The 24706-nt window shown below is 32.4% G+C and carries 34 protein-coding genes; 17 read left to right on the forward strand and 17 right to left on the reverse strand.

Translation table 11 applies throughout. The features are described 5' to 3' along the window. The first annotated feature begins 187 nt into the window (after nt 1-187). The 3 genes from TX50_RS07640 to TX50_RS07650 all read left to right on the forward strand — a co-directional run bounded on the left by TX50_RS07640 (nt 188) and on the right by TX50_RS07650 (nt 1279). Nucleotides 188-586: a hypothetical protein gene (locus tag TX50_RS07640; RefSeq protein ID WP_011133047.1), complete on the forward strand. Its 399-nt coding sequence runs from the start codon at nt 188-190 to the stop codon at nt 584-586. A gap of 79 nt (nt 587-665) precedes the next feature. Continuing rightward, entirely contained in the window at nt 666-1070 is a 405-nt protein-coding gene (locus TX50_RS07645; RefSeq protein WP_011133048.1) for a hypothetical protein, read from the forward strand. Then, nucleotides 1067-1279: a hypothetical protein gene (locus tag TX50_RS07650; RefSeq protein ID WP_036930668.1), complete on the forward strand. Its 213-nt coding sequence runs from the start codon at nt 1067-1069 to the stop codon at nt 1277-1279. Before TX50_RS07645 ends, TX50_RS07650 begins: the two co-directional genes overlap by 4 nt. Before the next feature lie 141 nt (nt 1280-1420). Here TX50_RS07650 and TX50_RS07655 read toward each other — a convergent pair whose 3' ends face one another. Genes TX50_RS07655 through TX50_RS09500 form a run of 6 tightly spaced genes read right to left on the reverse strand, consistent with a single transcriptional unit; the run spans nt 1421 to nt 3495 of the window. Further along, nucleotides 1421-1681 carry a hypothetical protein gene (locus tag TX50_RS07655; RefSeq protein ID WP_011133049.1) on the reverse strand — a complete coding sequence of 87 codons (261 nt, stop codon included), beginning with the start codon at nt 1679-1681 and terminating at the stop codon, nt 1421-1423. Continuing rightward, the gene (locus TX50_RS09370) at nt 1682-2050 is read right to left on the reverse strand and encodes a DUF3721 domain-containing protein (RefSeq protein ID WP_011133050.1); all 369 of its coding nucleotides are present in this window, start codon (nt 2048-2050) and stop codon (nt 1682-1684) included. It lies immediately after the preceding gene. Beyond that, nucleotides 2034-2570 carry a DUF411 domain-containing protein gene (locus TX50_RS07665; RefSeq protein ID WP_225866755.1) on the reverse strand — a complete coding sequence of 179 codons (537 nt, stop codon included), beginning with the start codon at nt 2568-2570 and terminating at the stop codon, nt 2034-2036. The genes TX50_RS09370 and TX50_RS07665 overlap by 17 nt, the downstream gene beginning before the upstream one ends. Before the next feature lie 42 nt (nt 2571-2612). Further along, complete coding sequence (locus tag TX50_RS07670; RefSeq protein ID WP_011133052.1) at nt 2613-3065, reverse strand: MauE/DoxX family redox-associated membrane protein; 453 nt, start codon at nt 3063-3065, stop codon at nt 2613-2615. Between the two features lie 4 nt (nt 3066-3069). After that, a complete protein-coding gene (locus tag TX50_RS07675; RefSeq protein WP_011133053.1) occupies nt 3070-3312 on the reverse strand; it encodes a hypothetical protein in 243 nt (80 codons plus the stop codon). Between the two features lie 42 nt (nt 3313-3354). Further along, on the reverse strand, nt 3355-3495 hold the full coding sequence (locus tag TX50_RS09500; RefSeq protein WP_157859397.1) for a hypothetical protein: 141 nt from the start codon (nt 3493-3495) through the stop codon (nt 3355-3357). Between the two features lie 297 nt (nt 3496-3792). Between TX50_RS09500 and TX50_RS09845 the strand changes: the two genes are divergently transcribed. Beyond that, the gene (locus TX50_RS09845; protein ID WP_173028062.1) at nt 3793-3951 is read left to right on the forward strand and encodes a hypothetical protein; all 159 of its coding nucleotides are present in this window, start codon (nt 3793-3795) and stop codon (nt 3949-3951) included. A 22-nt stretch (nt 3952-3973) separates the two neighbouring features. Here TX50_RS09845 and TX50_RS07680 read toward each other — a convergent pair whose 3' ends face one another. Continuing rightward, entirely contained in the window at nt 3974-4195 is a 222-nt protein-coding gene (locus tag TX50_RS07680; protein ID WP_036930671.1) for a hypothetical protein, read from the reverse strand. Nucleotides 4196-4347: 152 nt separating this feature from the next. Here TX50_RS07680 and TX50_RS09215 point away from each other — a divergent pair, with 152 nt between their 5' ends. The 4 genes from TX50_RS09215 to TX50_RS07695 all read left to right on the forward strand — a co-directional run bounded on the left by TX50_RS09215 (nt 4348) and on the right by TX50_RS07695 (nt 7302). Next, complete coding sequence (locus tag TX50_RS09215; protein WP_011133054.1) at nt 4348-5688, forward strand: S1C family serine protease; 1341 nt, start codon at nt 4348-4350, stop codon at nt 5686-5688. Nucleotides 5689-5908: 220 nt separating this feature from the next. Then, complete coding sequence (locus tag TX50_RS07690) at nt 5909-6226, forward strand: hypothetical protein (RefSeq protein ID WP_011133055.1); 318 nt, start codon at nt 5909-5911, stop codon at nt 6224-6226. Nucleotides 6227-6287: 61 nt separating this feature from the next. Next, nucleotides 6288-6518, forward strand: a complete 231-nt coding sequence (locus TX50_RS09330) for a hypothetical protein (protein ID WP_011133056.1) — start codon at nt 6288-6290, stop codon at nt 6516-6518. A gap of 322 nt (nt 6519-6840) precedes the next feature. Then, entirely contained in the window at nt 6841-7302 is a 462-nt protein-coding gene (locus TX50_RS07695; RefSeq protein WP_011133057.1) for an EVE domain-containing protein, read from the forward strand. A gap of 13 nt (nt 7303-7315) precedes the next feature. Here TX50_RS07695 and TX50_RS07700 read toward each other — a convergent pair whose 3' ends face one another. The 3 genes from TX50_RS07700 to TX50_RS07710 all read right to left on the reverse strand — a co-directional run bounded on the left by TX50_RS07700 (nt 7316) and on the right by TX50_RS07710 (nt 8493). Continuing rightward, a complete protein-coding gene (locus tag TX50_RS07700; protein WP_011133058.1) occupies nt 7316-7567 on the reverse strand; it encodes a DUF2811 domain-containing protein in 252 nt (83 codons plus the stop codon). Between the two features lie 315 nt (nt 7568-7882). Next, nucleotides 7883-8254, reverse strand: coding sequence for a DUF1818 family protein (locus TX50_RS07705; protein WP_011133059.1), 372 nt, complete (start codon nt 8252-8254; stop codon nt 7883-7885). Between the two features lie 2 nt (nt 8255-8256). Beyond that, entirely contained in the window at nt 8257-8493 is a 237-nt protein-coding gene (locus TX50_RS07710; protein WP_011133060.1) for a DNA-directed RNA polymerase subunit omega, read from the reverse strand. A 101-nt stretch (nt 8494-8594) separates the two neighbouring features. Between TX50_RS07710 and TX50_RS07715 the strand changes: the two genes are divergently transcribed. Further along, nucleotides 8595-10160, forward strand: a complete 1566-nt coding sequence (locus tag TX50_RS07715; protein ID WP_011133061.1) for an Hsp70 family protein — start codon at nt 8595-8597, stop codon at nt 10158-10160. On the opposite strand, the gene pyrR is transcribed toward TX50_RS07715, so the two are convergent. Then, the gene (gene pyrR, locus TX50_RS07720; protein WP_011133062.1) at nt 10157-10699 is read right to left on the reverse strand and encodes a bifunctional pyr operon transcriptional regulator/uracil phosphoribosyltransferase PyrR; all 543 of its coding nucleotides are present in this window, start codon (nt 10697-10699) and stop codon (nt 10157-10159) included. The two genes, TX50_RS07715 and pyrR, sit on opposite strands and share 4 nt — an antisense overlap. A gap of 139 nt (nt 10700-10838) precedes the next feature. On the opposite strand from pyrR, the gene gpmI reads away from it, so the two are divergent. Then, the gene (gpmI, locus tag TX50_RS07725) at nt 10839-12461 is read left to right on the forward strand and encodes a 2,3-bisphosphoglycerate-independent phosphoglycerate mutase (RefSeq protein WP_011133063.1); all 1623 of its coding nucleotides are present in this window, start codon (nt 10839-10841) and stop codon (nt 12459-12461) included. Nucleotides 12462-12486: 25 nt separating this feature from the next. Next, a complete protein-coding gene (secG, locus tag TX50_RS07730) occupies nt 12487-12711 on the forward strand; it encodes a preprotein translocase subunit SecG (protein ID WP_011133064.1) in 225 nt (74 codons plus the stop codon). Between the two features lie 90 nt (nt 12712-12801). Here secG and groL read toward each other — a convergent pair whose 3' ends face one another. Continuing rightward, nucleotides 12802-14436: a chaperonin GroEL gene (groL, locus tag TX50_RS07735; protein ID WP_011133065.1), complete on the reverse strand. Its 1635-nt coding sequence runs from the start codon at nt 14434-14436 to the stop codon at nt 12802-12804. Between the two features lie 51 nt (nt 14437-14487). Beyond that, nucleotides 14488-14799: a co-chaperone GroES gene (groES, locus tag TX50_RS07740; RefSeq protein ID WP_011133066.1), complete on the reverse strand. Its 312-nt coding sequence runs from the start codon at nt 14797-14799 to the stop codon at nt 14488-14490. A gap of 220 nt (nt 14800-15019) precedes the next feature. On the opposite strand from groES, the gene atpD reads away from it, so the two are divergent. After that, a complete protein-coding gene (gene atpD / locus TX50_RS07745; RefSeq protein ID WP_011133067.1) occupies nt 15020-16480 on the forward strand; it encodes a F0F1 ATP synthase subunit beta in 1461 nt (486 codons plus the stop codon). 48 nt (nt 16481-16528) lie between these two features. Continuing rightward, nucleotides 16529-16933, forward strand: a complete 405-nt coding sequence (atpC, locus tag TX50_RS07750) for an ATP synthase F1 subunit epsilon (RefSeq protein WP_011133068.1) — start codon at nt 16529-16531, stop codon at nt 16931-16933. A gap of 3 nt (nt 16934-16936) precedes the next feature. Here atpC and TX50_RS07755 read toward each other — a convergent pair whose 3' ends face one another. The 3 genes from TX50_RS07755 to TX50_RS07760 all read right to left on the reverse strand — a co-directional run bounded on the left by TX50_RS07755 (nt 16937) and on the right by TX50_RS07760 (nt 19063). Beyond that, a complete protein-coding gene (locus TX50_RS07755; RefSeq protein WP_011133069.1) occupies nt 16937-17413 on the reverse strand; it encodes a 30S ribosomal protein PSRP-3 in 477 nt (158 codons plus the stop codon). Nucleotides 17414-17521: 108 nt separating this feature from the next. Next, complete coding sequence (locus TX50_RS09850; RefSeq protein WP_011133070.1) at nt 17522-17680, reverse strand: hypothetical protein; 159 nt, start codon at nt 17678-17680, stop codon at nt 17522-17524. 57 nt (nt 17681-17737) lie between these two features. Continuing rightward, on the reverse strand, nt 17738-19063 hold the full coding sequence (locus TX50_RS07760; RefSeq protein WP_011133071.1) for an aminopeptidase P N-terminal domain-containing protein: 1326 nt from the start codon (nt 19061-19063) through the stop codon (nt 17738-17740). Between the two features lie 74 nt (nt 19064-19137). Here TX50_RS07760 and TX50_RS07765 point away from each other — a divergent pair, with 74 nt between their 5' ends. Genes TX50_RS07765 through TX50_RS07780 form a run of 4 tightly spaced genes read left to right on the forward strand, consistent with a single transcriptional unit; the run spans nt 19138 to nt 23639 of the window. Beyond that, nucleotides 19138-20115: a CNNM domain-containing protein gene (locus TX50_RS07765; RefSeq protein ID WP_011133072.1), complete on the forward strand. Its 978-nt coding sequence runs from the start codon at nt 19138-19140 to the stop codon at nt 20113-20115. Nucleotides 20116-20117: 2 nt separating this feature from the next. Beyond that, nucleotides 20118-21359: a GTP-binding protein gene (locus TX50_RS07770; protein WP_011133073.1), complete on the forward strand. Its 1242-nt coding sequence runs from the start codon at nt 20118-20120 to the stop codon at nt 21357-21359. Then, a complete protein-coding gene (locus TX50_RS07775; RefSeq protein ID WP_011133074.1) occupies nt 21356-21937 on the forward strand; it encodes a nicotinate-nucleotide adenylyltransferase in 582 nt (193 codons plus the stop codon). The genes TX50_RS07770 and TX50_RS07775 overlap by 4 nt, the downstream gene beginning before the upstream one ends. Before the next feature lie 4 nt (nt 21938-21941). Next, a complete protein-coding gene (locus TX50_RS07780; RefSeq protein WP_011133075.1) occupies nt 21942-23639 on the forward strand; it encodes an NAD+ synthase in 1698 nt (565 codons plus the stop codon). 5 nt (nt 23640-23644) lie between these two features. Here TX50_RS07780 and TX50_RS07785 read toward each other — a convergent pair whose 3' ends face one another. Beyond that, nucleotides 23645-24703: a DUF3326 domain-containing protein gene (locus TX50_RS07785; RefSeq protein WP_011133076.1), complete on the reverse strand. Its 1059-nt coding sequence runs from the start codon at nt 24701-24703 to the stop codon at nt 23645-23647. Between the last annotated feature and the right edge of the window lie 3 nt (nt 24704-24706).

Below are 24706 nucleotides of genomic sequence, written 5' to 3' on the forward strand. Positions count from 1 at the left end.
TCCCCATAGCCAAAAAGCTCTTCGAATATATGGTTTTAGCTGCCAACCCCAGAATCCATATCCAAAGACAAGGAATTGAGGGAAAAAACGAATTAACAGTAAAATAATTCCTCCTCTACCTCTCGCTTTCGTTGAAATCCTTGCTGCATCACTTGAATCAAAGTTTTATACAGTAGATACAGATTTGATGACAGATGAAACAAAAATAAGATTTTATATTGAGAGTGAAACCCAAGTCCAAGACTCAATAGGAGGAAGAGATACGATTAATCTTTGGGTTAGATGTAACAATAGTTATCCACAAATCTTTTTTACAACTCCTACCTATAACGCTGACAATACTAGAGTTGGTGTTAGATGGGATAAAGATAAAGCATCTTTCTACAACTGGAATAAGTCAACAGATAGCCAAGCTTTTTTTCATCCAAGACCTAAAGAATTTGCTCAAAAACTGAAAGAAAAAAGTTTTTTAACAGTTCAGTGGAGCCCATACAGCAGTTCAAGTCGTACGGCAAAGTTTGATTTAAATTCTCAAGAATTTAGAGAAGATATTTCAAAAGCCATAGCAGATGGGTGTAATTTTTAAATGAAACGCTTACTACTTGCACCGCTAATAGTTAGTAATTGACAGTCGATCTAAAATAAGGGGCAATTAGCTTCTTTTTATGGAAAAATTTTCCCAGAATCTTCTTAGGCTTTCTCTTTCAATATTATTTTTAAGTTTTCCTATTGGTTTTTTATTCGCAGGGATTGAATATATAAACACCAAAAAGTTTTTAACAACAAAATATGATGAATTAAATGAAAAGACAGAAGACTATATAGAGGATATGGAAGAAACTTATCCTGAAACTATAAAATATTTTCCTTCAACTAAATTGGCAGATAAATCTCCTCTTGCAACATTACTTTTAACAAAATCAACTATGAAATTATTTCAAGTTTCCGAATATCTAAAATATAAAAATTCAATTTTGGATACTACTGACGAGATATCAAAGACTGTTGATGCTTTTATAGAAGAATTAAGAATTGAATATCCCGAATTAAATAGAATACTTCCTAGATGAAACGCTTACTCTTAGCTGAGCTTTTGTTAGTTTTAATTACTCTAATTTTTGTTTCTCTAAAACCAATTTCTAGAATTTATATTGCTGATTATTTGGAAAAGATATCCTTATTTTTATTTAGAACAGTAAGCGATGAAGATTTAAATAAGTGGTATGAGAAAAGAGATAAGTATGAATTACTTGAGGAATCAGGAGGAACTGCTTACTAATTGACAGTCGATCTAAAATATTGGCAAATGGCGATTAAATATTAAGAAAATGCCAACTAGAGAAAAACTTGAAGGAAAACAAATTAATAAACGGCTGCTTAAGCATTGCCTATGCATAGTTGTCGGTACTTTAGGTTAAAGCTAAGAATTTTTTTGTAATAATCTAATGCCAGATATTACAGAGATTATCGATGCAATACCAAGAAATATCGAATAAAAAGGCTGCAAATTAATAATGCCAAAATTACCTGTATGCCATTTGATCAACCAAAAAGCATCAACTCCTAATGGTTGAAGAAAACTATAGATAGTCCCAGATATAAGAGTAATTAATAAAGGTATTGAAGAAATTGCAGCTACTTTTCTGTGTATTTTTCTTTTATTTGATTTCAAATTTTTCATTTATTTTCTTTTTATTTTGACTATTGATAGCCATAATATTCCAAAGCTTGAAGATAAAATAAAAATCCATGCCAAGCTACTAGCTAAATTATTTCCTCTACTTGATCCCTTTTTATTAAGGAACTTATGTAATTCTTTTTCGTTTTTGCATGGCATCCATTTATCTTGGTTTTTATGTATTCCTTCGCAACCAAGTTCTAAAGATCTGTTTCTAGCATCCTCCTCAGAAAGAAATGTACCCCTCATATGTGCATTCGAATAACCACTTAAATTTAGAGATAAGAGAAATAAAAAAATCAAAAATTTAAAATTTCTAAGAACAATATGCATTATTTCAAATTTAGTATGTGTATTAAGGAGAGATTTCATCAAATTTTTTTATTTTGCCATTTTTGCTAAATGAAACTACATTGTATTCCTCATAATCATGAGAATGCGAGTCGTGAGAATTTATTTCCATTCCAGGCGAACCAAGAGGCATTCCAGGGACTGCTATACCAGAGATAATTGGTTTTTCTTTAAAAAGTTTGGTGATAGATTCAATCGGCACATGTCCTTCAATTGCGTAGGTTCCTATTTTTGCAGAGTGGCAGGACCTTAAATTATTGGGAATTTTATATTGGTTTTTAATTCCCGAAACATCTTCAATAATGTTATCAACAACTTCTAATCCATTTTGGCGTAAATGATTTACCCATTTCTTACAACAACCGCACGATGCTGATCTATAAGAAACGACTTTAGGTATATCTATATTATCTTGAGTTTTAGCACTACTCTTTTCGTCATTAAATATATTTACTATGAGAAATCCAGAGAATACAAGAGTTTTTAGTAAATTCTTCTTAAAGAATGATTTCTTAAATGCCATCTCAGTAAGGGATTCCAATTTTAAAACTATTTATAAGATAATTGAAATTTTATTTGATTGTTATTTAATCAATATCAAAGCACTCATAATTGCCATTAAAAGATTTTCAATAAAACTAATAATTCCTAAAGGAGTTTTTGTATATCCGCCAACGCATGCACAATTTAATTTTAATTTATCTAAATAAACAGCTTTAAATACTGATGCCATTCCAACAATTCCTAGAATTAAAGCAATTAAAATAATTGAAGAGGGTGGTGCAGAAAGTAAAAAGCATATGCCAATTAATAATTCGCAAAAAGGATAGATATAAATCCAATTTTTAAATCGAGAAGTAATTAAATCATATTTTTTATAACTCAAACCAAAAGCTTCAATATCCATAAGCTTCAGCATCGCTAAAAGACATATTGATATGCCCATAAAAACTTGGAAGCTTTTAATCAAAGTAATAGTTATAAGAAATGAAGTACCAAATACTGCAACCAATGGTGTAAAAGACTTTAATTGCATTTTTTTAACTTTTAAGAACAGAGTCACAAATACTAGATGGATTTGCCTGCTTAACTATTCTTAGCTTTTTGATAAGAGTGTCTCGATCTATTTGATGTTTTAAATATTTAATACAAAGATTCTTTTCCCTATTTAAATAAGCTTCTGTTCTTAAACTGCTAGCAATAGAGAATAAATTAATAGCAATAATCGCTAATAAAATGCTCATTGGGTATTTTTTGATAAAAGGAAAAACTTTATTTTTCATTATTTATACTCTTTATTTTAATCTAAATAGCATAGCAATATTTTAAATTTCGCAGCCGCGATATGAAGGGTTCTCTTCACACTTAAGTTTCCAATAAATTACTTTAATATTTGCTCCATTATCTATATCGTTAATAGTCCTAAAGTATTTAGGAATGATTGTATAAGGAACTCTTTTATTCATGATTTCCTCCTTCTTACTACACCTATGTTCTAACTACCAACGCATATCATTTATGAGTATCAAAATGTACGGTTTAAGGAAGAATAAAGTACGGGTAGAGGACCAAATTTTGAGACTGTTATTTAATTACCAGTCCTAGGATTAATACATGGTTGTCATGAGGCAGTTGCAGGCATATAACTGAAGCCAACCATAAATTATTTGAGATAAAGTCGAGAGAGAGATATCACTCATCAATCAGTAAATAGATGATTGACAGTGGATCTAAAATATTTAAAAACAAATTCATTATCTTGTGTGAAAAATTATCTAATATCAGGTTTGGTTGATGACTACAGAATAAAGATAAATCTTTTCGCTATTTCTCCTAATCATGCAATAAAAGTGTTTCAGCAGAAGTATCCAGAAGCAACCGATATTTATGTGATACAAGATCTATTTAAAGGGAATAAATGACTTAATAGAACTTTGGGATTTATTAGCAGTCAGAAATACCATAAATAATGTCTGCGATAATGCAGTGATCTGATCCACTAGTTAGGTAGAAATCGTTTTGGACTAGGTTGTTTTTAATTTGCTCTTGGGTCATAAGATAACCATTATCTGCCTTAACTTGGCTTGGGCTTATTAGTGCGATTACCAATCCTGTACCAATTACTGATAAAGCAGTAAATTTCTTAAAAAGATTTGTTTTTTTCATTTGACTAAATAAATTACGTTACATCTTTATGTTGTTCTGAATCTTATTTAGTGATTCCAATTCAGAATCAATAAATTAATTAATAGTCATTAATAGATTATTGATTGGATTAGAGGTATTCACTATGATTCCTGTTAATTAACTCTTTATTTTTGAGAAGGTTTCTACTCCCATTACTAGCTGCTCTCGCTCTACCTACTACTGTTAATGCAGCTAAAATTAACTGTAATTCTCCTGTTTGGAAAAATAAACCGCAATGCAAAAATGAATCTGTAAGAAAAAAGGTAAAAACAATACTTGATGAAGAAACAGGTTTAATGGTTATAGAAATGGAAGCAGATATACCTTGGAGATCGACATCTAATCCAAAAATTCCTTATAAAAATATAGTTAAGCTTACGTCGAGCTTTGACGGAAGTTCGGAATATGTTGTTTTTGATAGAGACTACATAAGAGGTGCATTTAGTAGATTTACTGTTTTAACTAAATGGAGTTCAGATTATTTAAGTGCAACATATTTTTTAGAAAATGATTGTTCCTATGTTTTTAATACATGTTTTGGTGGTATTTCTGATTCTGGTGAATTAGATTCTCCAATTGAATTAAAATTCAATAACCGAAATTACACATTATATGGAGAGGATGGTCAATTCTCATTACCCAATGATTTTATTGAACAAGTAAAAAATACAAGATCATATACCGGGCTCTCGGTAAGAGGTAACAATAGAATTATTCCTATCGGAGAAGTTACTGTTGAGAAATTATCTGAGTTGTATAAAAAAGTTTTAAAAAAATGGACAATACCAGAAATTAACTTCAAAGCTAAAAATATAAAATTAAAACCATCAATTAAAGAGATAGCAGGAAATACACTTCCAAAAGTTGTGACTGTAAGGTCAAGCAGAGGTCAAGGTACGGGCTTTTTTATAAATGATGAGGGTTTACTAATTACAAATAGACATGTAATTGGCGCTGGAAAAAAAATTGATATCCAAATAGAAACTGCTACTGGATCAGAATTAACTGCGAAAACCATTTATGTAAGTAGAAAAGATGACTTTGCAATTCTTAAGGTTCAAGGGGAGATTTTTCCCGAGGCTCTTCCAATTTGTTATGCAACCTATCCTACTGCTGGAGAAGAAGTAATAGCTATTGGTTCACCGAGGGGATTAACAAATACAATTACTAGAGGAATTGTAAGTGCATTTAGGAGATCAGGAAATTATTCAGAGGGTTTTGCTACAACTGGCACCTCATTAATACAAACTGATGCTGCAATAAATCCAGGTAATAGTGGTGGTCCTTTATTAAATGAGAATGGAGAAGTTATTGGTATAAATACTTTCGGAGCAACCTCATCTGGTGGGTCTCAAGGTTTAAATTTTGCTGTTTCAATGATTGATGTACTTCAGCAATTAAATGTTAGAAAACCTGATCTAAAAAATATAAATGAATCATCTATAAATGAATGTGGAAATATTAAATTGTGATTCTCCAGTTAGGGGAAATAAGCCTAGATGTAATTAATAAGGGATCTGCCGTCCAGCTATAGAAGCCCGCATCCAACCCCTATCTATTAAATTAATCAGCTCTAAACTTTTGGCAGAAATTTGTGAGGTGTCGTATTTACGTATAGGCAAAGATGATTACCCCCATGCCACCCCATCGAAAACCACTCATAGATAACTAATCAATTAAAACTTAAAACAAATGGACAGAACACAACAAATTAAGGATGCTCATCCTTGGCTTTCCTACGAAGAAGTAGTGAAGGTAATTCTCTATCATCATCATCAGGGTTCAATGTGGATTCATAACCTTCAGAGAGACAAGCTTGAGAGGTCGATGGAAGCGTTCACAAAGCTTCTTAAATCAAAGAGCATGAAAGCCCTTAAACCCTTTGTAGAGTACGTTCTAGGCGTCTACTACAGGGGTGTAGATAAGTATGGTAATCAGACAGAAGTAAACAAAGAGTCCTTCGAGAATAGATGGCATAAAGCAAGAACAATTTTACTAACAAGCAAATAAGTTTATTGACCTCCAACCTTTACTAATGATATAAATATTAGTACACTTGTACTAACTAATCATGGAGGACTGGCAGGAATGGGAATACTTCGATTATCACGGAGAACTGAGAAGCAAACGCACAAAGATTTGCATTACTTGCACTCACTTTCGTTACAGCACGACAGATCAATGTGTAACTATCTTGACCTGTCCCTTTCACCAGAAGCTTATTCCTCAAGGAGATCATTTAGTTAAGGGCTGTACTTACTGGAGGAAAGATAGTCGAATATTTGCTCCAGAAGCAGCTTAAGGATCTGGCACGTAGTTCAGTAGAGAGAGTATTAAACCTTTTCTATAACTAGGTTTTATATCTCTAGCTGGTATAGATTATTAAAACTGCTGGTATAAAAGACTGTCTAACTCCTTAAAAAGCATTGCAAATACTGGGTTTATTGAACTCAGCAAAAAGTTTGCTCCAAGCGATCTGTTTCTATATTTTTCTAAACTTTCTTCGACCAACTATCTTCGATAAACTAAATAAAATGCTTTGGATTTAGCTGGCTTATGAAAAAGTTAACATAATGCCATACCAGCATCATACCAGCAGCACAATTTCCCGAAAATTATAGACTATGACTGAACCTAACTACTGGCTAATGAAAAGTGAACCAGACGCTTACAGTATTGATACTTTAAAAAAAGATGGAGTTACTTTATGGGATGGCATCCGAAATTATCAGGCGCGCAATTTTATGAGAAGAATGTCTCTTGGAGATAAAGTATTTTTTTACCATTCAAATTGCAAACCTCCTGGAATAGTTGGATTTATGGAGGTTATCGATCTAAATATTATTGACCCAACTCAATTCCAAAAAGAATCTAAATATTATGATCCTAAATCAAGTCAAGAGGAACCAAGATGGGATTGTGTGAAAGTCAAATATCTATTTAAAGCAAATAAATTTTTAAGCTTAACTGAATTAAAAATTTTATTTAATGAGGAGGAACTGTTATTAGTTAAGAAAGGTAATAGATTATCTATTATTCCAATAAAAAAAGAAATAGCTAAATTGATCTTAGAGAAAATTAAATAAAGTTAATTCTTGATTAGTTATCAAAATCCATAGAAAACATTTTACCTATATAAAGCCTTGTGAGATCCCTATTTTGAAATCCTTTTTGCATCAAAAAGCCAGCAATTGCTGCTTGTAAGATTCTATATTGATCCCAATTAGGATGTTCCTCAACAAATTTATTCATAGCTTGTTGAAGGTTTTCATGAAGGTCACATTTAAAGCTAATTATTTCTTCTTTATTGTTGATATTTTTTTGTTTAACATCACAATTTAATTCTTGCATAATTCAAATAGGGGGAAAAGATCAATAGGGCATGGGATCAGTTTTCTCTAAAAAAAGTAAATAGTCAACTTTTTAATATTTATATATGTCTCATTCGTATTAGAGATGAGACCCCTTAAGAAGACTAAGTTTCTATAGAAATTTGTCTGAATAACATAAATCTCATTAAGTAATATAAAAATTGCTTAAAATTACAAGTTTTCCACATAAGGTTGATCTGCAAATATTTTTTTAGAAATTAGCTGTGGAAAAGATGTTAAAAAAGATTTTTAGATCGGGGAATTTTTTCAAAAAATTTCCAATTTAATTAATTTTTCAATCCATTGATTCCCACATTTTTTTTATTTCATAAAATAAATTTTCAGCTATTGGTATAGGCCAATACATTTCAAATGATCGAGTTTGTTCTGAGCTTTCAAATATTAGTCTTAAATTCCATCCATATTTTTTACCCTCCAATTCTGCGTACCAGGGTAATTGTTCTATTTCTAAATTAATAAACTCTTCGTCCATTAATTCATCCTTTATTTCCAACAATTGATTATTCAGTTTTATAAGTAATTTATATAGCAATTCGAATTCATGTTTCTGTAACTCAATAGCCCAATTATTTACACCAATCAAAAAACAAAATTTACCTTTTTTAGTATCTTTAATTAATCTCCAATTATTTTCTTCAAATGACAAAGCTAACCTGGAAGTAAATCTGGTTGATCTTGTTCATCGCTTAATTCAATAATTGATCTTTGAACTGGTTTAATAGCTGATTCTTCTAATAAACCATCAAAATCGTCAAACCTTCTTTGTTTAGCTCTAAAAGCAATTCTTACAGTTGTTAAGTATCTATTTGTAGATTTCCTTATTAAACTTTCGCCTCTTTTTGCAAGATCATTATGATCCATATTGGAATTATTCGATACGTTCATAAAAAAATATTTTTAAATATACAATATAGTTTACATTAATATTAACATCATTAAAATTATAAATTTTCAAACGAACTTAAAAAAATAATAAGAAATCTGTTATGGAAAATAATTGTTCAGGAACCCTTGCTCTTGATTTAGGAAATACTAATACTGTATTAGCTTTTCAAGCGGAGAAAGATAGAGATTTTATTTTAATAGAAATACCAGGTATTACGTCTTCTCCTGGAGTCATCCCATCAGTAGTTTGGTTCGAAGGTGGAGATAATGTTGGAAGGATAGGATTATCTGCATTGAAAAAGAAAAATTTATCTTATTCAGAAAAATATTTTCATTCAAATTTTAAAAGATTAATTGGTAATCCTATTGAAAGGCAAAAAAAGAAAGTTTTAAGTCCCATAGAATCAGGTGAAAAATTTTTCAAAATTCTTTGGGAAAACATTCCACTAGAATTTAACATTAAAAGGCTGGTTTTAACAGCCCCAATTGACACTTATAAGGGTTACAGAAAGTGGTTAATAAGTCTATGTGAAAGTTTACCTATTAATGAGGTAGCACTTGTTGATGAACCAACTGCAGCCGGGATAGGAATGAATGTTCCACTAGGTTCAATTATTATGATTATCGATATTGGTGGGAGTACTATCGATATGAGCGTAATCAAAACACAAGGTGGGGAAGGTAAATCTGCACCTATTGCAGAACTATTAAAGTTCCAAGGAAAGGATGTAAGTGCAATATCAAAGCAAAAATTAAGATGTGCTGAAATAATAAGCAAATCGGGTTCAAAAGTCGGAGGTAAAGATATAGATCAGTGGATTGTTAATTACTTTTTACCATCAAATCAAGATGAGAGGAATTTTTCCATAGCAGAAAAATTAAAATGTAAGCTTAGTGGCCAAGAAATTGAATCTGAGAGAAAATACCTTATCTCTTTATTTACAGCAGAGAACGAAGAAAAAGAATTTTTCATTAGTAAAGAAATTTTTGAAAAGATTATGATGCAGAATAATCTTTTGAGTCACTTAAATTCCCTACTTAAGGATTTATTAAATGAGGCTAGAGGAAAATTTTTTAATTTAGATGATTTAAACTCTGTGATTTTGGTTGGAGGAGGAACACAAATTCCATTAATAAAAAAGTGGATCACTAATAAGATGTCAGGAATACAAATCAATTCTCCACCACCGATTGAATCAATAGCAATTGGAGCTCTTGCTATGACTCCTGGAGTAAAGATTAAAGATATCTTAATTAAAGGCTTATCAATTAGATTATTTAATAAAAGAGAACAAAAACATTTCTGGCATCCAATTTTTTATAAAGGGCAAACATGGCCTACAGAAAAACCATTTGAGTTAATTCTTCAAGCCAGTAAAGATGGTCAGAACATTTTCGAGATAATTATTGGAGAAACTAAAACGAAGAGAAATTTTGATGTAATTTTTGAGAATGGATTACCAAAGTTATCAGAATCTCAAAATGAAGAAGAGGTTTTTAAATGGAATAAAAAACCTCTTCAAATAAATGTGAACAATGAGTGTAAAATTGGAGAAGATAGCTTAAAACTTTATTTCAGCATTAAAAAGGATTCATCTCTTTATCTCAGATGTCTAGATATTTATGAAAAAGAATTAGGTGTATTTAATTTAGGAAATATCTTTTAAATTTTATCCAAGTAGACACCATCTTCTCCATCAACTTCTTTTAAACTTAAATAAACAATTTCCTTTTTGCTAGTCGGAACTTTTCTTCCGCAAAAATCAGGCTGAATTGGTAATTCTCTATGACCTCTATCAATCATTACCAATAACATAATACTTTTTGGTCTTCCCCATAAAAGAAGAGCCTCAATTGCAGCTCGAATTGTTCTTCCTGTATAAATGACATCATCAATTAAAACAATATCTTTTTTTTCTATAGATGTAGGAAAATCAGTTGCCTCTATTAAACGAGTTCCAACTCTATTTTGATCATCTCTATAAAAAGTTGGGTCAATTATTCCTTTTTTTACATCAACGCCTGTTTTATCCAACATTTCTTTTCTCAAAACTTCAGCGAGATGAACTCCTCTCGTAGGGATACCAACCAATAAGAGATTTTCTAAATTTGAGATCTTTTCTATAATTTCGAAAGTTAGTCTAGAGAAAGTTTTTCTTAGCTCATCTTCAGTAAGTATTATGATTTTTTTATCTGGTTTGGACATGATTCATCTAAAAATTAACTTTATTCAATATCCTTAATAAATTAGCAAAAGCTAACTAAATTACATATAAATTGTATGGAACAGCTTTTACGGCTAAATTAAAGATTACTTCTTTAAAACCATGCATTTTAATTAAGAGATGTCAAAGTTTAGCAGCAAGAATATAAATAAAACAAAAGTTCCTGAGAGTCCAGTGGTTCTAGCAATTCTGGACGGATGGGGACATCGTGAAGAGAATTTAGATAATGCCATAAAAAATGCCAATACTCCTATAATGGATTCTTTATGGCACGCTTATCCTCATACTCTTATTAATGCGAGCGGAGCTGATGTAGGTTTACCCAATGGTCAAATGGGTAATTCCGAAGTAGGGCATCTCACGATTGGATCAGGGAGAATCATTCAACAAGAACTTGTAAGAATTACAAATGTTGTGAAAAACAACCAATTAACTCAAGTAAATGAGTTAAAGGAAATGGCTAATTCAATTAAGAAAAAAAAGGGTACCTTACACATAACTGGTCTATGTTCAGATGGAGGGGTTCATAGCCACATTGATCACTTATTAGGATTAATAAAATGGGCTTCAGAAGAACATATAGAAAAAGTAGCTATTCACATTATTACCGATGGTAGAGATACTCCAGCAAAAAGTGCTTATAAATACATAAGACAAATAGAAGATTGCATAAAGAAATTTAAAGTAGGAGAAATAGCATCTATATGCGGAAGATATTGGATAATGGATAGAAATTTAATATGGGAAAGAACAGAAAAAGCTTTTGTAAATTTAACTGATCCAAATGGCAAAAAAATTGACATTTCCCCTGCAGATTATTTAAATAAAAGTTATAACGCAAATATTACAGATGAATTCTTAGAGCCTATAAGAATATCTAAAGACTTTTTAAAAGATGAAGATAGTTTAATTTGTTTTAACTTCCGACCTGATAGGGCCAGACAAATAATAAAAGCTCTTTCGGAAAAAGAATTTGATAATTTTAAAAGAAAAAGTATCCCTGATGTAGATATATTAACTTTCACTCAATACGAAGCAAATTTACCAGTTAAAATAGCTTTTCCTCCTGAGTCTCTCAATAACTTTATTGGCCAAATAGTTTCAGAAAATGGACTTAAGCAATACAGAACAGCAGAGACCGAAAAATATCCACATGTTACTTATTTTTTTAATGGAGGAGTAGAAGTCCCCTCGCCAGGAGAACAAAGACATTTAATTCCTTCGCCAAGAGTTGCAACTTATGATATGGCACCGGAAATGTCTGCCGAAGAATTAACTATTAGTTGCTCAAATGCTATAAAAACTGGACAGTATTCTTTTGTAGTTATAAATTTTGCTAATCCTGACATGGTTGGACATACAGGTAATATGGCCGCAGCTATAAAGGCCATCGAAACCGTCGATAGATGTATAGGTAAGATAGTAAATGCTACAGGAGAAATGGGAGGCAGTATTCTTATTACTGCAGATCATGGCAATGCTGAACTGATGAAAGGTCCTGATGGAGAACCCTGGACAGCTCACACTATTAATAAAGTCCCCTTAATTTTTATTGAAGGTGAGAAAAGAAAAATTCCAAATATGGGAAATGAGATTTATTTGAGAGAAAATGCTGGATTAGCAGATATTGCTCCAACATTATTGCAATTATTAAATCTTCCTATTCCAAAAGAGATGACAGGAAAATCACTTATTAAAGAAATCGAATTAAAAGGATTTAATAAAGTCGTTCAACATGTTTAAATTAGATATATAACAAATACAAAATATGAGTCAAATATTTACTTGGATATGGGTTAGTTCTGGAATACTACTAATACTTTTAGTTCTACTTCATAGTCCCAAAGGCGATGGTATGGGAGGAATAGCAGCTAGTGGAAGCTCAATGTTTACTAGCGCCAGCAGCGCTGAAGCATCCCTAAACAAAATAACATGGACCATTTTAATTATATTTTTATCTCTCGCAATCATTCTTAGTGCAGGTTGGATATAGAAATATTCAATTTAACTATCTTTAAAATAAATCAATAAATAAGAAAGGGATTGTCAAAACAATCCCTTTAAAACTAAAAATTTTAGTTATTTAATAGTCGAAGTCTCCCCCCATTCCTGGAGCTCCAGCAGGTGCTGCATCTTTTTTCTCTGGCAAATCAGCGACTATGCATTCAGTGGTAAGTACCATTCCTGCTATAGATGCTGCATTCTGTAATCCTGAACGAGTAACTTTTGCAGGATCAACTATTCCAGCTGCAGACATATCTACATAATCTCCAGTAGCTGCATTAAATCCATCATTGAATGGTTTTGATTTAACATTTTCAGCAATTACTGCTCCATTTGAACCGGCATTTTCGGCAATTCTCATGAGCGGAGATGTTAATGAGGCCTCAACAATGTTAGCTCCTATTAATTCCTCTCCAGATAAAGCTTTATCAGCCCATTCCTTAAGAATCGGAGCCAAGTGAGCTAAAGTCGTACCACCTCCGGGAACAATTCCCTCTTCAACAGCAGCTTTTGTTGCATTAATAGCATCTTCTAAACGAAGTTTTTTATCCTTCATTTCAGTTTCAGTAGCTGCACCGACTTTGATAACTGCAACACCTCCAGCCAGCTTAGCTAAACGTTCCTGAAGTTTTTCTTTATCGTAGGAAGAGTCCGTTTCATCCATTTGCTTTTTAATCTGATCGCATCTTGCAGTAACAGCCTTTTCATTACCCTCAGCGACAATAGTTGTTGTCTCTTTGTTGATAGTGATTCTTCTACCGGTGCCTAACATCTCTAAAGTTGCGTTTTCTAATTTTAAGCCTGCATCTTCAGTAATTAGTTGACCATTGGTTAAAACAGCCATATCTTCAAGCATTGCTTTTCTTCTATCCCCAAATCCTGGAGCCTTAACTGCAGCAACATTAAGTACACCTCTTAATCTATTTACTACTAAAGTTGCTAAAGCTTCTTTTTCAATATCTTCTGCGATGATCACTAGTGGCTTTCCTGTTTTAGCTATTTGCTCTAGAACTGGTACTAAATCTTGTACTAAAGCGATTTTTTTATCAGTGAGTAAAATGTAAGGCTCATCTAAAACTGCCTCCATACGCTCAGTATCTGTCGCAAAATATGGAGAAATGTAACCTTTATCAAATCTCATTCCTTCAGTAACTTCCAACTCAGTGGTCATTGATTTTCCCTCTTCGAGAGAAATAACACCCTCTTTGCCAACTTTATCCATTGCGTTGGCAATCATTTCGCCAACTTCCTCATCATTACCTGCCGCTATAGTTCCACATTGAGCTATAGCAGTGCTATCACTAATCGGCTTTGAATTCTCTTCAATTTTGCCAACCAAGAATTCTGTAGCTTTATCAATACCTTTTTTAAGCGTAATTGCGTTAGCACCAGCTGCTACGTTTCTTAAGCCAGCTTTTACCATTGCATGAGCTAAAACAGTCGCGGTGGTGGTACCATCACCTGCAGCATCATTTGTCTTTGAAGCAGCTTGTCTGATTAGAGCAACACCAGTATTTTCAATATGGTCCTCTAATTCAATTTCTTTTGCGATTGTTACCCCATCATTAATGATTTGAGGGGCCCCAAATTTTTTCTCTAAGACAACATTTCTTCCTTTTGGTCCAAGCGTTACAGCTACAGACTCAGCAAGGATATCAATGCCTCTTTCAAGCGCTCTACGAGCTTGCTCGTTGTAAATAATTCTTTTAGCCATGTTAGGCAAGTAATTTAATAATAAGTTTTAATAATTTTTGAAACAAATAAATTAGCCAACTACAGCTAATATATCCTTTTCTGAAAGTAAGACGTACTCATCTCCTCCCAATTTGATGTCAGTTCCAGCATATTTGCTGTATAAGACTTTATCGCCAATACTCACTTCGGGAGTTTGTCGAGAACCATCGTCGTTGAGCTTCCCAGGGCCGACCTGAGCAACTTCTCCTACCTGTGGTTTTTCTTTAGCTGAGTCGGGCAAAAGGATGCCACCAGCAGTTTTTTCCTCAGATTCGGAAACTTTGATAAATATTCTATCTCCCAGTGGTTTGACTGTAGAGACTGTAAGTGAAACAGCTGCCATAGATTAATGGTGGATCATAAATGCGACGCAATGCGTCAAAAGTCTGGTGAGAGTATTACTCAAACCGTATGGTAAATAACATAATCTGTTAAGCAGCAATTAAACCACTCTTTAACTGTGCGGTTGGCCGAACCCAGTTAACGAATATACCCTCGGGATGGTAATATTTCGCATTATGAGCTGTTCTAAAATCAGCTAATCCTCACCAAGTCAATAAAAAATGGTAGCAACTCCATCAACTTCAGCACCAGCAAAAGGTGTAGTACGTCAAGTCATAGGTCCAGTTCTGGATGTAGAATTCCCAGCTGGTAAATTACCAAAAATTTTGAATGCTTTACGAATAGAAGCCAAAAATCCAGCAGGGCAAGACATAGCGCTCACCGCAGAGGTTCAACAACTACTTGGGGATCATAGAGTAAGGGCTGTTGCTATGAGCGGCACAGATGGCCTTGTAAGAGGCATGGAGGCGACTGACACAGGTGCTCCAATATCAGTTCCTGTAGGAGAGGCGACTTTAGGAAGAATATTTAACGTATTAGGTGAACCAGTAGATGAACAAGGTCCAGTAAATACTTCAGATATCGCGCCAATTCATAGATCAGCCCCTAAATTAACTGATTTAGAAACTAAGCCTAAAGTTTTCGAAACTGGAATTAAAGTCATCGACTTATTGGCCCCTTATAGGCAAGGTGGAAAAGTTGGTTTGTTTGGAGGAGCTGGGGTAGGTAAAACAGTACTAATACAAGAGTTAATTAATAACATTGCCAAAGAGCATGGTGGTGTATCAGTTTTTGGAGGAGTTGGTGAAAGAACGAGAGAAGGGAATGATTTGTACGAAGAATTTAAGGAGTCAGGTGTCATCAATGCAGATGATTTATCTCAATCTAAAGTTGCGTTGTGCTTCGGCCAAATGAATGAGCCCCCAGGTGCAAGAATGAGAGTCGGCTTATCGGCATTAACTATGGCTGAACATTTTAGAGATGTAAACAAGCAAGATGTGCTTCTTTTTGTAGATAATATATTTAGATTTGTACAAGCTGGCTCTGAAGTCTCTGCTCTGTTAGGAAGAATGCCTTCTGCTGTTGGGTATCAACCAACTCTAGGAACTGATGTTGGAGCATTACAAGAGAGAATTACATCAACTTTAGAGGGTTCCATTACATCAATTCAAGCAGTATATGTTCCAGCGGATGATTTAACTGATCCTGCTCCCGCTACAACTTTCGCACACTTAGACGCTACAACCGTTCTTGCTAGAGGTCTCGCTGCAAAGGGTATTTATCCAGCAGTTGATCCTCTAGATTCAACCAGCACGATGCTTCAACCCTCAGTAGTCGGTGATGAACATTACAAGACAGCTCGCGCGGTTCAATCAACCTTACAAAGATACAAAGAGCTCCAGGATATTATCGCGATTCTTGGATTAGATGAATTATCTGAAGAAGATAGATTGACAGTAAGCAGAGCGAGAAAAATTGAAAAATTCTTATCTCAGCCTTTCTTCGTAGCAGAAATCTTCACAGGAATGTCTGGTAAATATGTCAAACTAGAAGATACAATTGCTGGCTTTAATATGATATTAGCTGGTGAACTGGATGATTTACCCGAACAAGCTTTTTACTTGGTAGGTAATATCGATGAAGTAAAAGCAAAGGCAGAAAAAATAAAAGAAGAAAAATAAATTATCAACTTTCATAAATAATTTTAATCTCTTTAAAAATTTAAATTCATGGCAATTTCACTCAAGGTTTTAGCTCCAAATCAGAATGTTTACGAAGGTGATGCTGAAGAGGTAATTCTTCCAAGCACCACTGGTCAAATTGGGGTACTCCCTGGACATATATCTTTAGTAACGGCTATCGATATTGGTGTCTTAAGACTAAGAATGAATTCCAAATGGAAATCTATAGCTTTAATGGGTGGCTTTGCTGAAATAGAGTCAGATGAAGTTATAGTTCTTGTTAACAGCGCTGAAATTGGGTCCGAAATTAATATCCAAAATGCTGAAGATGCTCTTAAAAAAGCAAAATCCGCAATTAGTAAATTTCCCGAAAATGAGAAAAGCTCAGAAAAGATTAAAGCCCTTAATGAAGTCTCAAAAGCTGAGGCAAGAATTCAAGCTTCAAAAAACTAAATTTTAAGCAGTCCCACAGAAAGCGACTTCAGGAAATTTAAGCTTTGCTTCTTCCAATTTTTTCGTTTTACCTTCTTCTTGCCAGTAATTAATTACTTCAGTAGCTTTATTCAATATTTCAACTCTTTCATTATCTGTAATCCAACTTTTATTCTCTAATTCGCTCTTTAATTTTTCCCATGCGTCATCTCTTGGCCAAAAATAGTAAGCAGTTAATGGACTTGAACCTCCTCCAACTATTTGATCTACTGCCAATGCGACATTATCAGGTAACCATAAGATTTTGATAATAAATCTACCCTCATCTGGTTTTGGAGTATAGCCTGTGGGAACTCCATCTTCATCAATTTTAGCAGCCGCTAAAACGGCGTTTGCTCCCATCATCCCTGCATTTGGTGAGGTTATTTTTGATTTTTGAGAAACATTTTTTTGTTCTTGCTGCTCCTTAGCATTCTCATTACCCTTATCTGATGAAGTCATTCAGTAATATTAGATTTATTTTTATAATTTATCAGTTAATGGTCACTAATTGATCATTTTGATCAAAAATTCTTGCTTTTATTTATTGATTATCACTAAAAGTTAATCTTATCTTTCTCTTGATACTTCATAAAAATCATAAATTTTTGCCTCTAAAGAATCCCAAAGATCTTTAGGAATATCATTTTCTTCTGCAAACATTCCAAGTTGACTAGCCAAGCCTCTTGCTTGAGATAATTTAGAATCATAAGAACTAGTTTTATCCATGTTAAAATTTTTAATTATCTTAAAAAATTAAATCTATTAACTGTAAAAGTCAAATATTCAATACTCTAAATCAGAAATTTCTTTAAGTGCGGCGAAGCTAAGAATTTCTGGCTCTTTTTCATTTACAAGGACATCATCTTCTATTCTTATTCCTATACCTTTCCATTTTTCTTCAATAGTAGGTTGACCTTCTGGAACGGGAATTCTGTCACTTATGTAAATACCTGGTTCGACAGTAAGTATCATCCCATTCTGTAAGGGAACATCATATTCTCCCATCCTATATGCACCAACATCGTGAACATCTAAACCAAGCCAATGTCCAGTTCTATGCATATATAAATGTTTATAAGATCCGTTTTCAATTATTCCATCAGTATCTCCTCTTAATAGTCCAATTTCTTTTAATCCCTCTACCAGAATTCTCAAAGCAATATTATGAACGTTAGTAGAATTAGATCCTTTAACAGAATTTTTGATTGCATTTTTTTGTGCTTCTAAAACAATTTCATAAATAAGTTTCTGCTCCTTAGAAAATTTACCACCGATAGGAAAAGTTCTTGTAATATCACCATTGTAATAATCAATTAATGAACAACCTGCATCTACTAATAATAAATCCCCATTATTCAGCTCAGAGTTATTTAATGTGTAATGCAAAATGCATGCATTATCACCTGAAGCAACGATAGAGTTATAAGCAGGACCTCTTGCACCTTTTTCTAAAAAGAATCCTTCTATTAATCCTTGAATTTGTCTTTCATTTTTCTTTGATGAAATAGATTCCCTTACTAATTCATGGGCTTCAGCTGAAATTTGAGTAGCCTCTCTCATTCTATTTATTTCAAAATCACTTTTAATTAAGCGCATTTCATTGAGATATATTTCAGGCGATTTTATAGAATTTGCTCCTATTCCTACCCTTGACCTAGCTTCTTGTTGTTGAGAAAATATTTCCAAAACAATTTTTTCAACTTTGCTATGTTTACCAATTGAATAAACAATCTCTTCTGATTCACCGATATAAACTGGAAGCAGATCCTTAAACTCATTAATTGAATGAGCTTTATCAGCCTTAAATTCTCTTTCGGCACCTTCTATTCCCCACCTAAAGCCATGCCATACCTCACCTAAAATATCCTTTGGAGCAACAAACAAAATAAACCTTTCCCCTTTTGGCTTATGAGATAAGAAAAGAGCAATAGAATCAGGCTCATCAAAGCCAGTCAGATACCAAAAATTACTGTCTTGTCTAAAAGGATATTCACAATCTGCATGATGCCTAACCAAGCTAGAACTTGGAATAATAGCAGCTTTGCCATTTAATTTTTTGAAGAAAATTTCTCTTCTTTCTTCAAATACTCTACAGTCAGGTTTAAACATAAAATTTTGGATTGGCGAATTTTATAAAAAAATGGAAGAATGAATTAGAAGATATTTAAAAACTAATCTTTTTAATGGAACCAAATGTCTACATTCTAATTTTACTTATAATTATAATTTTAGTAGGTTCAGCATGTTGTTCAGGAGTAGAAGCAGCTTTTTTAGCAGTCAATTCAATAAGGATTTTAGAATTAGCATCAAAACAAAAACCCAAGAGTTCTGCAAATCAACTACTTAAACTTAGAAAACATCTTGGGAGAACTTTAACTGTAATTACCATAACTAATAATGGGTTTAACATAATTGGTAGTCTCCTTTTAGGAGTCTATGGGGCACTAATAATTAAAAGTAGTTTGGGATTAACATTATTTTCAATCGCTTTTTATGTATTAGTTGTATTACTTGGCGAAGTACTTCCAAAAGCATTAGGTACAAGATTTTCCCTACAAATAGCCATGTTTTCTGTTCCTATTTTGAGGATGTTAAATAGTTTAATGAGGCCATTTTTATTATTAATAGAACAATTATTTCCTGTTATAACTGCGGAGAACGAAATATCGACTGATGAAGCAGAGATTAGACAAATGGCGAAAATAGGCTCACAGAAGGGATTTATAGAGGCTGATGAAGCAGAAATGATACTTAAGGTTTTTCAATTAAATGACTTAAAAGCGAAAGATTTAATGATCCCAAGAGTGTCAGCGCCTAGTCTTGATGGGTCCTCAAATCTTGATGAAATTTCCAAACTTATAATTTCAAATAATTCTCCATGGTGGGTTGTTTTGGGAGATAAAGTTGACAAAATACAAGGGATAGCTAAACGTGAGAACTTACTAACTAGTCTTATCAAAGGAGAAAATAAAAAATTAATATCTGAATTATGTGATCCTGTCGACTACATCCCGGAAATGATAAAAGTAGACAAGTTGTTAACAAGATTTGACAAGGATCATAAAGGAGTGAAAGTAGTAGTAGATGAATTTGGAGGATTCGTGGGAATAATCGGATCAGAAGCTGTGCTCTCGGTATTGGCAGGTTGGTGGAAAGAATAAAAATGAAGCAAATTAATATTGATAAAAGTTATTTACTTTTGAAAAAATGGTGGGAAAGTATTGATCTTACAAACTATGAAAAATGTAATTTAAACAATGAAATTATTTCTTTAAATCAACAACTTTTCAGACTTAACGAAAAGCAATTAAGAATTGGAATATATGGCAAAGCAGGAGTTGGTAAATCCTCTATTTTGAATTTAATATTAAATAAAAACGTATTTAAGACAGGCATTATAAATGGGACCACAAAAAATATTGAAAGGGAAGAGTGGAATTTCAAGCATCAAAGTCTAAGAACAATCGAATTAATTGATGCTCCAGGCTTTGATTTTTGTGACATCAAAGATCCAGAAAATATATTCTCGCAAATCAATAGTTCAGAACTAATTTTATTTACAATAACTGGAGATATAAACAGAAATGAAGTATCTCAAATCAATTCATTTATTAAGAATGGGAAAAAAATTATTCTTGTTTTTAATAAAATTGATATGTGGGAAGGGCATGATTTAAAAGAAATTTTAAAAAATATAAGGTTAAAACTTCCACAATATATAAAAATCCCGATAATAATAAATTCGAAAAATAATATTAGGAACCAGTTAAGTGAGTTAATTAATAATTATGGAGAAAGTCTATTGACTTTAAACTCTCTTCAATTAGCTGATAAATTATTCTTAAAAATAAAAGAACAAAGATTAAAAAAAAGACAACGCGAAGCTCAATCGATTATAGGTAAATTTGCAACAATAAAAGCATCAGGTGTAGCATTGAATCCATTGATTTTGCTTGATATTGCAGGAGGTTTTGCATTAGATACTGCATTAGTTAGTGAGTTGAGCAAAGTTTATGGATTAAATCTTAAAGGTGAATCAGTACGAAAAATCATCAAAAAGATTTCTATAAATAATATCTTCCTTGGAGCCACTCAAGTTGGTATAAATACATCTTTTAATTTATTGCGTAAAATTTTCTTGGCCACTGCTCCTTTTACAAATGGTTTATCATTATTACCCTACGGACCTATTGCTATTGTACAAGCAGCTATATCGGTTCGCTCAACAAAAATAGTTGGTAAATTAGCCGCTAAAGAAATATTTAGAAAAAGTAAAGGATATCTTTTAGATCCATCTCACATAATCAAAAAAATCGCAATTAAAGAACCTGAGATTTTTGATTATACAAAGATTTATTTATCTAGTAAAAAGTTAGATAATAATTTTTCTATTTTTCTACCTTGAAATTTGATACTAAAAATCGAATTGCCTTATTTGGGACTAGTGCAGATCCACCAACCATTGGTCACAAAAAAATACTTGAAGAATTATCAAACATTTATTCTTGTGTTATTGCTTATGCAAGTGATAATCCAAAAAAAAAGCATAAAGAAAATATTTTCTTTCGAAACCTTTTATTAAAATCACTTATAAAAGATATAAATAATCCTAAAATCATTTTTAATCAAAAAATAAGTAGCCAATGGGCTATCGAATCTATTGAAGAATGTCAAAAAAATTATCCCTCTAGTAAAGTAGATTTTGTAATAGGAAGTGATTTAATTACGGAAATTTTCTCATGGAAAAATTTTGATAAGATTATTCATGCAGTTAAATTACTTATCATCAAAAGGGAAGGATATCCAATTGAATCTAAGACTCTTAAAATGTTAAAAATTAATAAAGTTATCTTTGAAATTTCTTCATTAAACATTCCCAATATTTCTAGTTCAATGGTTAGATTAAATAATAATTATTCTGATTTACCTGAATCATTAATCGATATAGTGAAGAAGAATAACTTATATAAAACGATTAGGTAGTTGAATGAATTTTTTCATTGCACAATTGAATCCAATTGTGGGAGATCTAGAGGGGAATGCGAAAAAAATACTTACTGAAACTGGTAAAGCATATTCAAATTGTGCTGATATGGTTCTCACCCCAGAATTATCATTATGGGGTTATCCTGCTAAAGATTTACTTCTAAAAAAAAATTTAATTGAAAGACAATATTCTATTTTAGATCAATTATCCATATCAATTTTTAAAAAATATGGGAATTTAAGTGTTGCGGTAGGGATTGCAGAAAAGATTGATGATTCTTTTTTCCCAAATCTTTATAATTCTATTGTTCTTATTGAGCGTGGCAAATGGAAAACAATTGCACGTAAAATTATTCTCCCAACTTATGAAGTATTTGATGAAAAACGATACTTTCGATCTGAGCAAAGAGTATCTGTAATCTCCAAAACAATAAAAAACAAAACTTATAAGCTTGGAATAACTATATGCGAAGATTTATGGGTTAATGAAAATATAGAAGGAAGAGGTATTCATAAAAAGAATCCGATTATAGATTTAAAAAGCAAAAAAATTGATCTTTTATTAAATTTATCTGCCTCTCCTTATACGTTCAAAAAATTCAATTTAAGAAATAAAATTTCAAGTTTTGCTGCTAAATATCTTCAAGTCCCCTTAATATATGTTAACCAGATAGGGGCAAATGATGATTTAATTTTTGATGGAAATAGTTTCATTATGAATAAAAATGGATCAAAAATTAAACAATTAAAATCGTTCTCAGAGGATACCTCTAGTTGGGATATTAACGAAAATTTAAATTTAGTAGACGAAAAAATCTCTTCTGAAATTTCTTCAGTTTTTGATGCTTTAGTTTTAGGAGTAAAAGACTATGCTAAAAAATGCGGATTTAGATCCGCTTTAATTGGCCTAAGCGGAGGAATTGATTCAGCATTAGTTTCAGTAATTGCAACTGCTGCATTAGGAAGTGAAAAAATTTTTTGCGTTTCAATGCCTTCAAAGTGGAGCTCAGAGCATTCTAAAATCGATGCAAAAGATTTAGTCGCAAGACTAAACATAAACTTAAATACAATTTCAATTGAGAATATTATGTCCTCTTTTGAAAAATCTTTTATAGAAAGCTTAAACTTCAAAACAGAAGGAATAACAAATCAAAATATTCAATCAAGGATAAGGGGTACTCTCTTAATGGCTTTAGCTAATCAAGAAAATCATTTGTTACTTTCAACAGGTAATAAATCAGAACTAGCTGTTGGATATTGCACTTTATATGGTGACATGAATGGAGGATTATCTGTAATAGGTGATTTATATAAAACTAACGTTTTTAAATTGTGTAGATGGCTTGATAGTAAAGATTCAATAGAACATAGAAAAGCATATAAATTAGATACCAAAGTCAAAATAATAGGCGATCAAATCTGCAATAAGCCTCCAAGCGCTGAACTTGGTCCTGATCAACTTGATACTGATTCACTACCTCCATACTCTTTATTGGATAAAATTCTGAAGGGAATTATTGAAGAAAAAAAAGATTTACAACTTCTTGAACAAGATGGTCATACCAAAGAACAAATTTTAAAAATAATTACACTTATTAAAAAAGCCGAATTCAAAAGAAAGCAAGCTCCTCCAATACTAAAACTAAGTAGTCAATCACTTGGTAGTGACTGGAGAGTACCAATTGCAATCTCTAATTAAAAAAGCTATTTCTTAAAATTTAATTCTTGGACTTTATTCAACGGTCTTTTAATTGATTTTAGATTAATTCCCTGTCTAAGAGCAAGAATTAAGCCTGCAGCCTCGAAGTAACTATCCACTTCAATGAGTTTGGGATAATTTAAATTATGATTTCCAAGATTTAATATATTTTTATTTTTTACAGAGATTACATTTAAACCTCTCTCAATACAAGCTAATACTCCTTCTCCTCCTAATGCCCCACTTGGAACAACAATAGATTCGATATGACTTGGGTGTAAGGTTATATTTTCATTGTTATCATTCAATTCTATAAGATCTGGTGCATTACTTAATCCAATCAGTACTGATGGCAAAAATGTATATCCTATTTCTTCTGAAGCAGCACGAGGATCTAAATTTTCGTTCAATTCAATTGGACTTAATGCAGGTGCATGTGCACAGGGGACTTTGAGATACTTACTTATCAAGTGACTTATTACAGCCTCCACTCCAGCAATAGGATCTACCCCCTTTCCCTCCCTATATGAATTTGTCTCAATCAAATCAGTATTATCAGGGAATTTGGCTACTATCGCTATTGCAGTTATCCCTTTCTCTATAAGCCTTTCTCCTGCTTCAATTAAAGTATCGGGATTTTCAATCAAACCTTCGCTTATACCTTGTAATTCAGACTCAATAACTATTCCTAGCGGTTCTTTTGTTAAAACATATGAATCAACATCAATCCCTAAAGTTGCGACACAAGCATCTGCGGCTTGTAAATGTCTCATTAATATTTCATGTTCAATACTTGAATCAAAAATTATTCCAATTTTCTGCTGTTTTACACTTTTGAGACCAATTTCTCCTTTAGCAAATCGATCTAAACTATAACCTTCCACGTAAAAAATATCTTTATTCTGTTCAGAAAGAGATCCCCCATTCATGACATTTGGATGAGTAATTAAACATCCACTCGCAGATGCTAATAATTTTGCAGCAGGAAGGGCATCACCAGCGAATCCTCCTATTTCACATCCAATTCCTGTTGGAATAATAAATATTGTGGGGGATATTGACATTGA

The organism is Prochlorococcus marinus subsp. pastoris str. CCMP1986 (genome assembly GCF_000011465.1).
Lineage (GTDB): Bacteria > Cyanobacteriota > Cyanobacteriia > PCC-6307 > Cyanobiaceae > Prochlorococcus_A > Prochlorococcus_A pastoris.

What these genes read in the sequence shown, in the direction of transcription:
- TX50_RS07640 (WP_011133047.1), top strand. Translation starts at nt 188, where the DNA reads ATGACAGATGAAACAAAAATAAGATTTTATATTGAGAGTGAAACCCAA.
- TX50_RS07645 (WP_011133048.1), top strand. Translation starts at nt 666, where the DNA reads ATGGAAAAATTTTCCCAGAATCTTCTTAGGCTTTCTCTTTCAATATTA.
- TX50_RS07650 (WP_036930668.1), top strand. Translation starts at nt 1,067, where the DNA reads ATGAAACGCTTACTCTTAGCTGAGCTTTTGTTAGTTTTAATTACTCTA.
- TX50_RS07655 (WP_011133049.1), bottom strand. Translation starts at nt 1,681, where the DNA reads ATGAAAAATTTGAAATCAAATAAAAGAAAAATACACAGAAAAGTAGCT.
- TX50_RS09370 (WP_011133050.1), bottom strand. Translation starts at nt 2,050, where the DNA reads ATGAAATCTCTCCTTAATACACATACTAAATTTGAAATAATGCATATT.
- TX50_RS07670 (WP_011133052.1), bottom strand. Translation starts at nt 3,065, where the DNA reads ATGCAATTAAAGTCTTTTACACCATTGGTTGCAGTATTTGGTACTTCA.
- TX50_RS07675 (WP_011133053.1), bottom strand. Translation starts at nt 3,312, where the DNA reads ATGAAAAATAAAGTTTTTCCTTTTATCAAAAAATACCCAATGAGCATT.
- TX50_RS09500 (WP_157859397.1), bottom strand. Translation starts at nt 3,495, where the DNA reads ATGAATAAAAGAGTTCCTTATACAATCATTCCTAAATACTTTAGGACT.
- TX50_RS07680 (WP_036930671.1), bottom strand. Translation starts at nt 4,195, where the DNA reads ATGAAAAAAACAAATCTTTTTAAGAAATTTACTGCTTTATCAGTAATT.
- TX50_RS07690 (WP_011133055.1), top strand. Translation starts at nt 5,909, where the DNA reads ATGGACAGAACACAACAAATTAAGGATGCTCATCCTTGGCTTTCCTAC.
- TX50_RS09330 (WP_011133056.1), top strand. Translation starts at nt 6,288, where the DNA reads ATGGAGGACTGGCAGGAATGGGAATACTTCGATTATCACGGAGAACTG.
- TX50_RS07695 (WP_011133057.1), top strand. Translation starts at nt 6,841, where the DNA reads ATGACTGAACCTAACTACTGGCTAATGAAAAGTGAACCAGACGCTTAC.
- TX50_RS07700 (WP_011133058.1), bottom strand. Translation starts at nt 7,567, where the DNA reads ATGCAAGAATTAAATTGTGATGTTAAACAAAAAAATATCAACAATAAA.
- TX50_RS07710 (WP_011133060.1), bottom strand. Translation starts at nt 8,493, where the DNA reads ATGAACGTATCGAATAATTCCAATATGGATCATAATGATCTTGCAAAA.
- TX50_RS07715 (WP_011133061.1), top strand. Translation starts at nt 8,595, where the DNA reads ATGGAAAATAATTGTTCAGGAACCCTTGCTCTTGATTTAGGAAATACT.
- pyrR (WP_011133062.1), bottom strand. Translation starts at nt 10,699, where the DNA reads ATGTCCAAACCAGATAAAAAAATCATAATACTTACTGAAGATGAGCTA.
- gpmI (WP_011133063.1), top strand. Translation starts at nt 10,839, where the DNA reads ATGTCAAAGTTTAGCAGCAAGAATATAAATAAAACAAAAGTTCCTGAG.
- secG (WP_011133064.1), top strand. Translation starts at nt 12,487, where the DNA reads ATGAGTCAAATATTTACTTGGATATGGGTTAGTTCTGGAATACTACTA.
- groL (WP_011133065.1), bottom strand. Translation starts at nt 14,436, where the DNA reads ATGGCTAAAAGAATTATTTACAACGAGCAAGCTCGTAGAGCGCTTGAA.
- groES (WP_011133066.1), bottom strand. Translation starts at nt 14,799, where the DNA reads ATGGCAGCTGTTTCACTTACAGTCTCTACAGTCAAACCACTGGGAGAT.
- atpD (WP_011133067.1), top strand. Translation starts at nt 15,020, where the DNA reads ATGGTAGCAACTCCATCAACTTCAGCACCAGCAAAAGGTGTAGTACGT.
- atpC (WP_011133068.1), top strand. Translation starts at nt 16,529, where the DNA reads ATGGCAATTTCACTCAAGGTTTTAGCTCCAAATCAGAATGTTTACGAA.
- TX50_RS07755 (WP_011133069.1), bottom strand. Translation starts at nt 17,413, where the DNA reads ATGACTTCATCAGATAAGGGTAATGAGAATGCTAAGGAGCAGCAAGAA.
- TX50_RS09850 (WP_011133070.1), bottom strand. Translation starts at nt 17,680, where the DNA reads ATGGATAAAACTAGTTCTTATGATTCTAAATTATCTCAAGCAAGAGGC.
- TX50_RS07760 (WP_011133071.1), bottom strand. Translation starts at nt 19,063, where the DNA reads ATGTTTAAACCTGACTGTAGAGTATTTGAAGAAAGAAGAGAAATTTTC.
- TX50_RS07765 (WP_011133072.1), top strand. Translation starts at nt 19,138, where the DNA reads ATGGAACCAAATGTCTACATTCTAATTTTACTTATAATTATAATTTTA.
- TX50_RS07770 (WP_011133073.1), top strand. Translation starts at nt 20,118, where the DNA reads ATGAAGCAAATTAATATTGATAAAAGTTATTTACTTTTGAAAAAATGG.
- TX50_RS07780 (WP_011133075.1), top strand. Translation starts at nt 21,942, where the DNA reads ATGAATTTTTTCATTGCACAATTGAATCCAATTGTGGGAGATCTAGAG.
- TX50_RS07785 (WP_011133076.1), bottom strand. Translation starts at nt 24,703, where the DNA reads ATGTCAATATCCCCCACAATATTTATTATTCCAACAGGAATTGGATGT.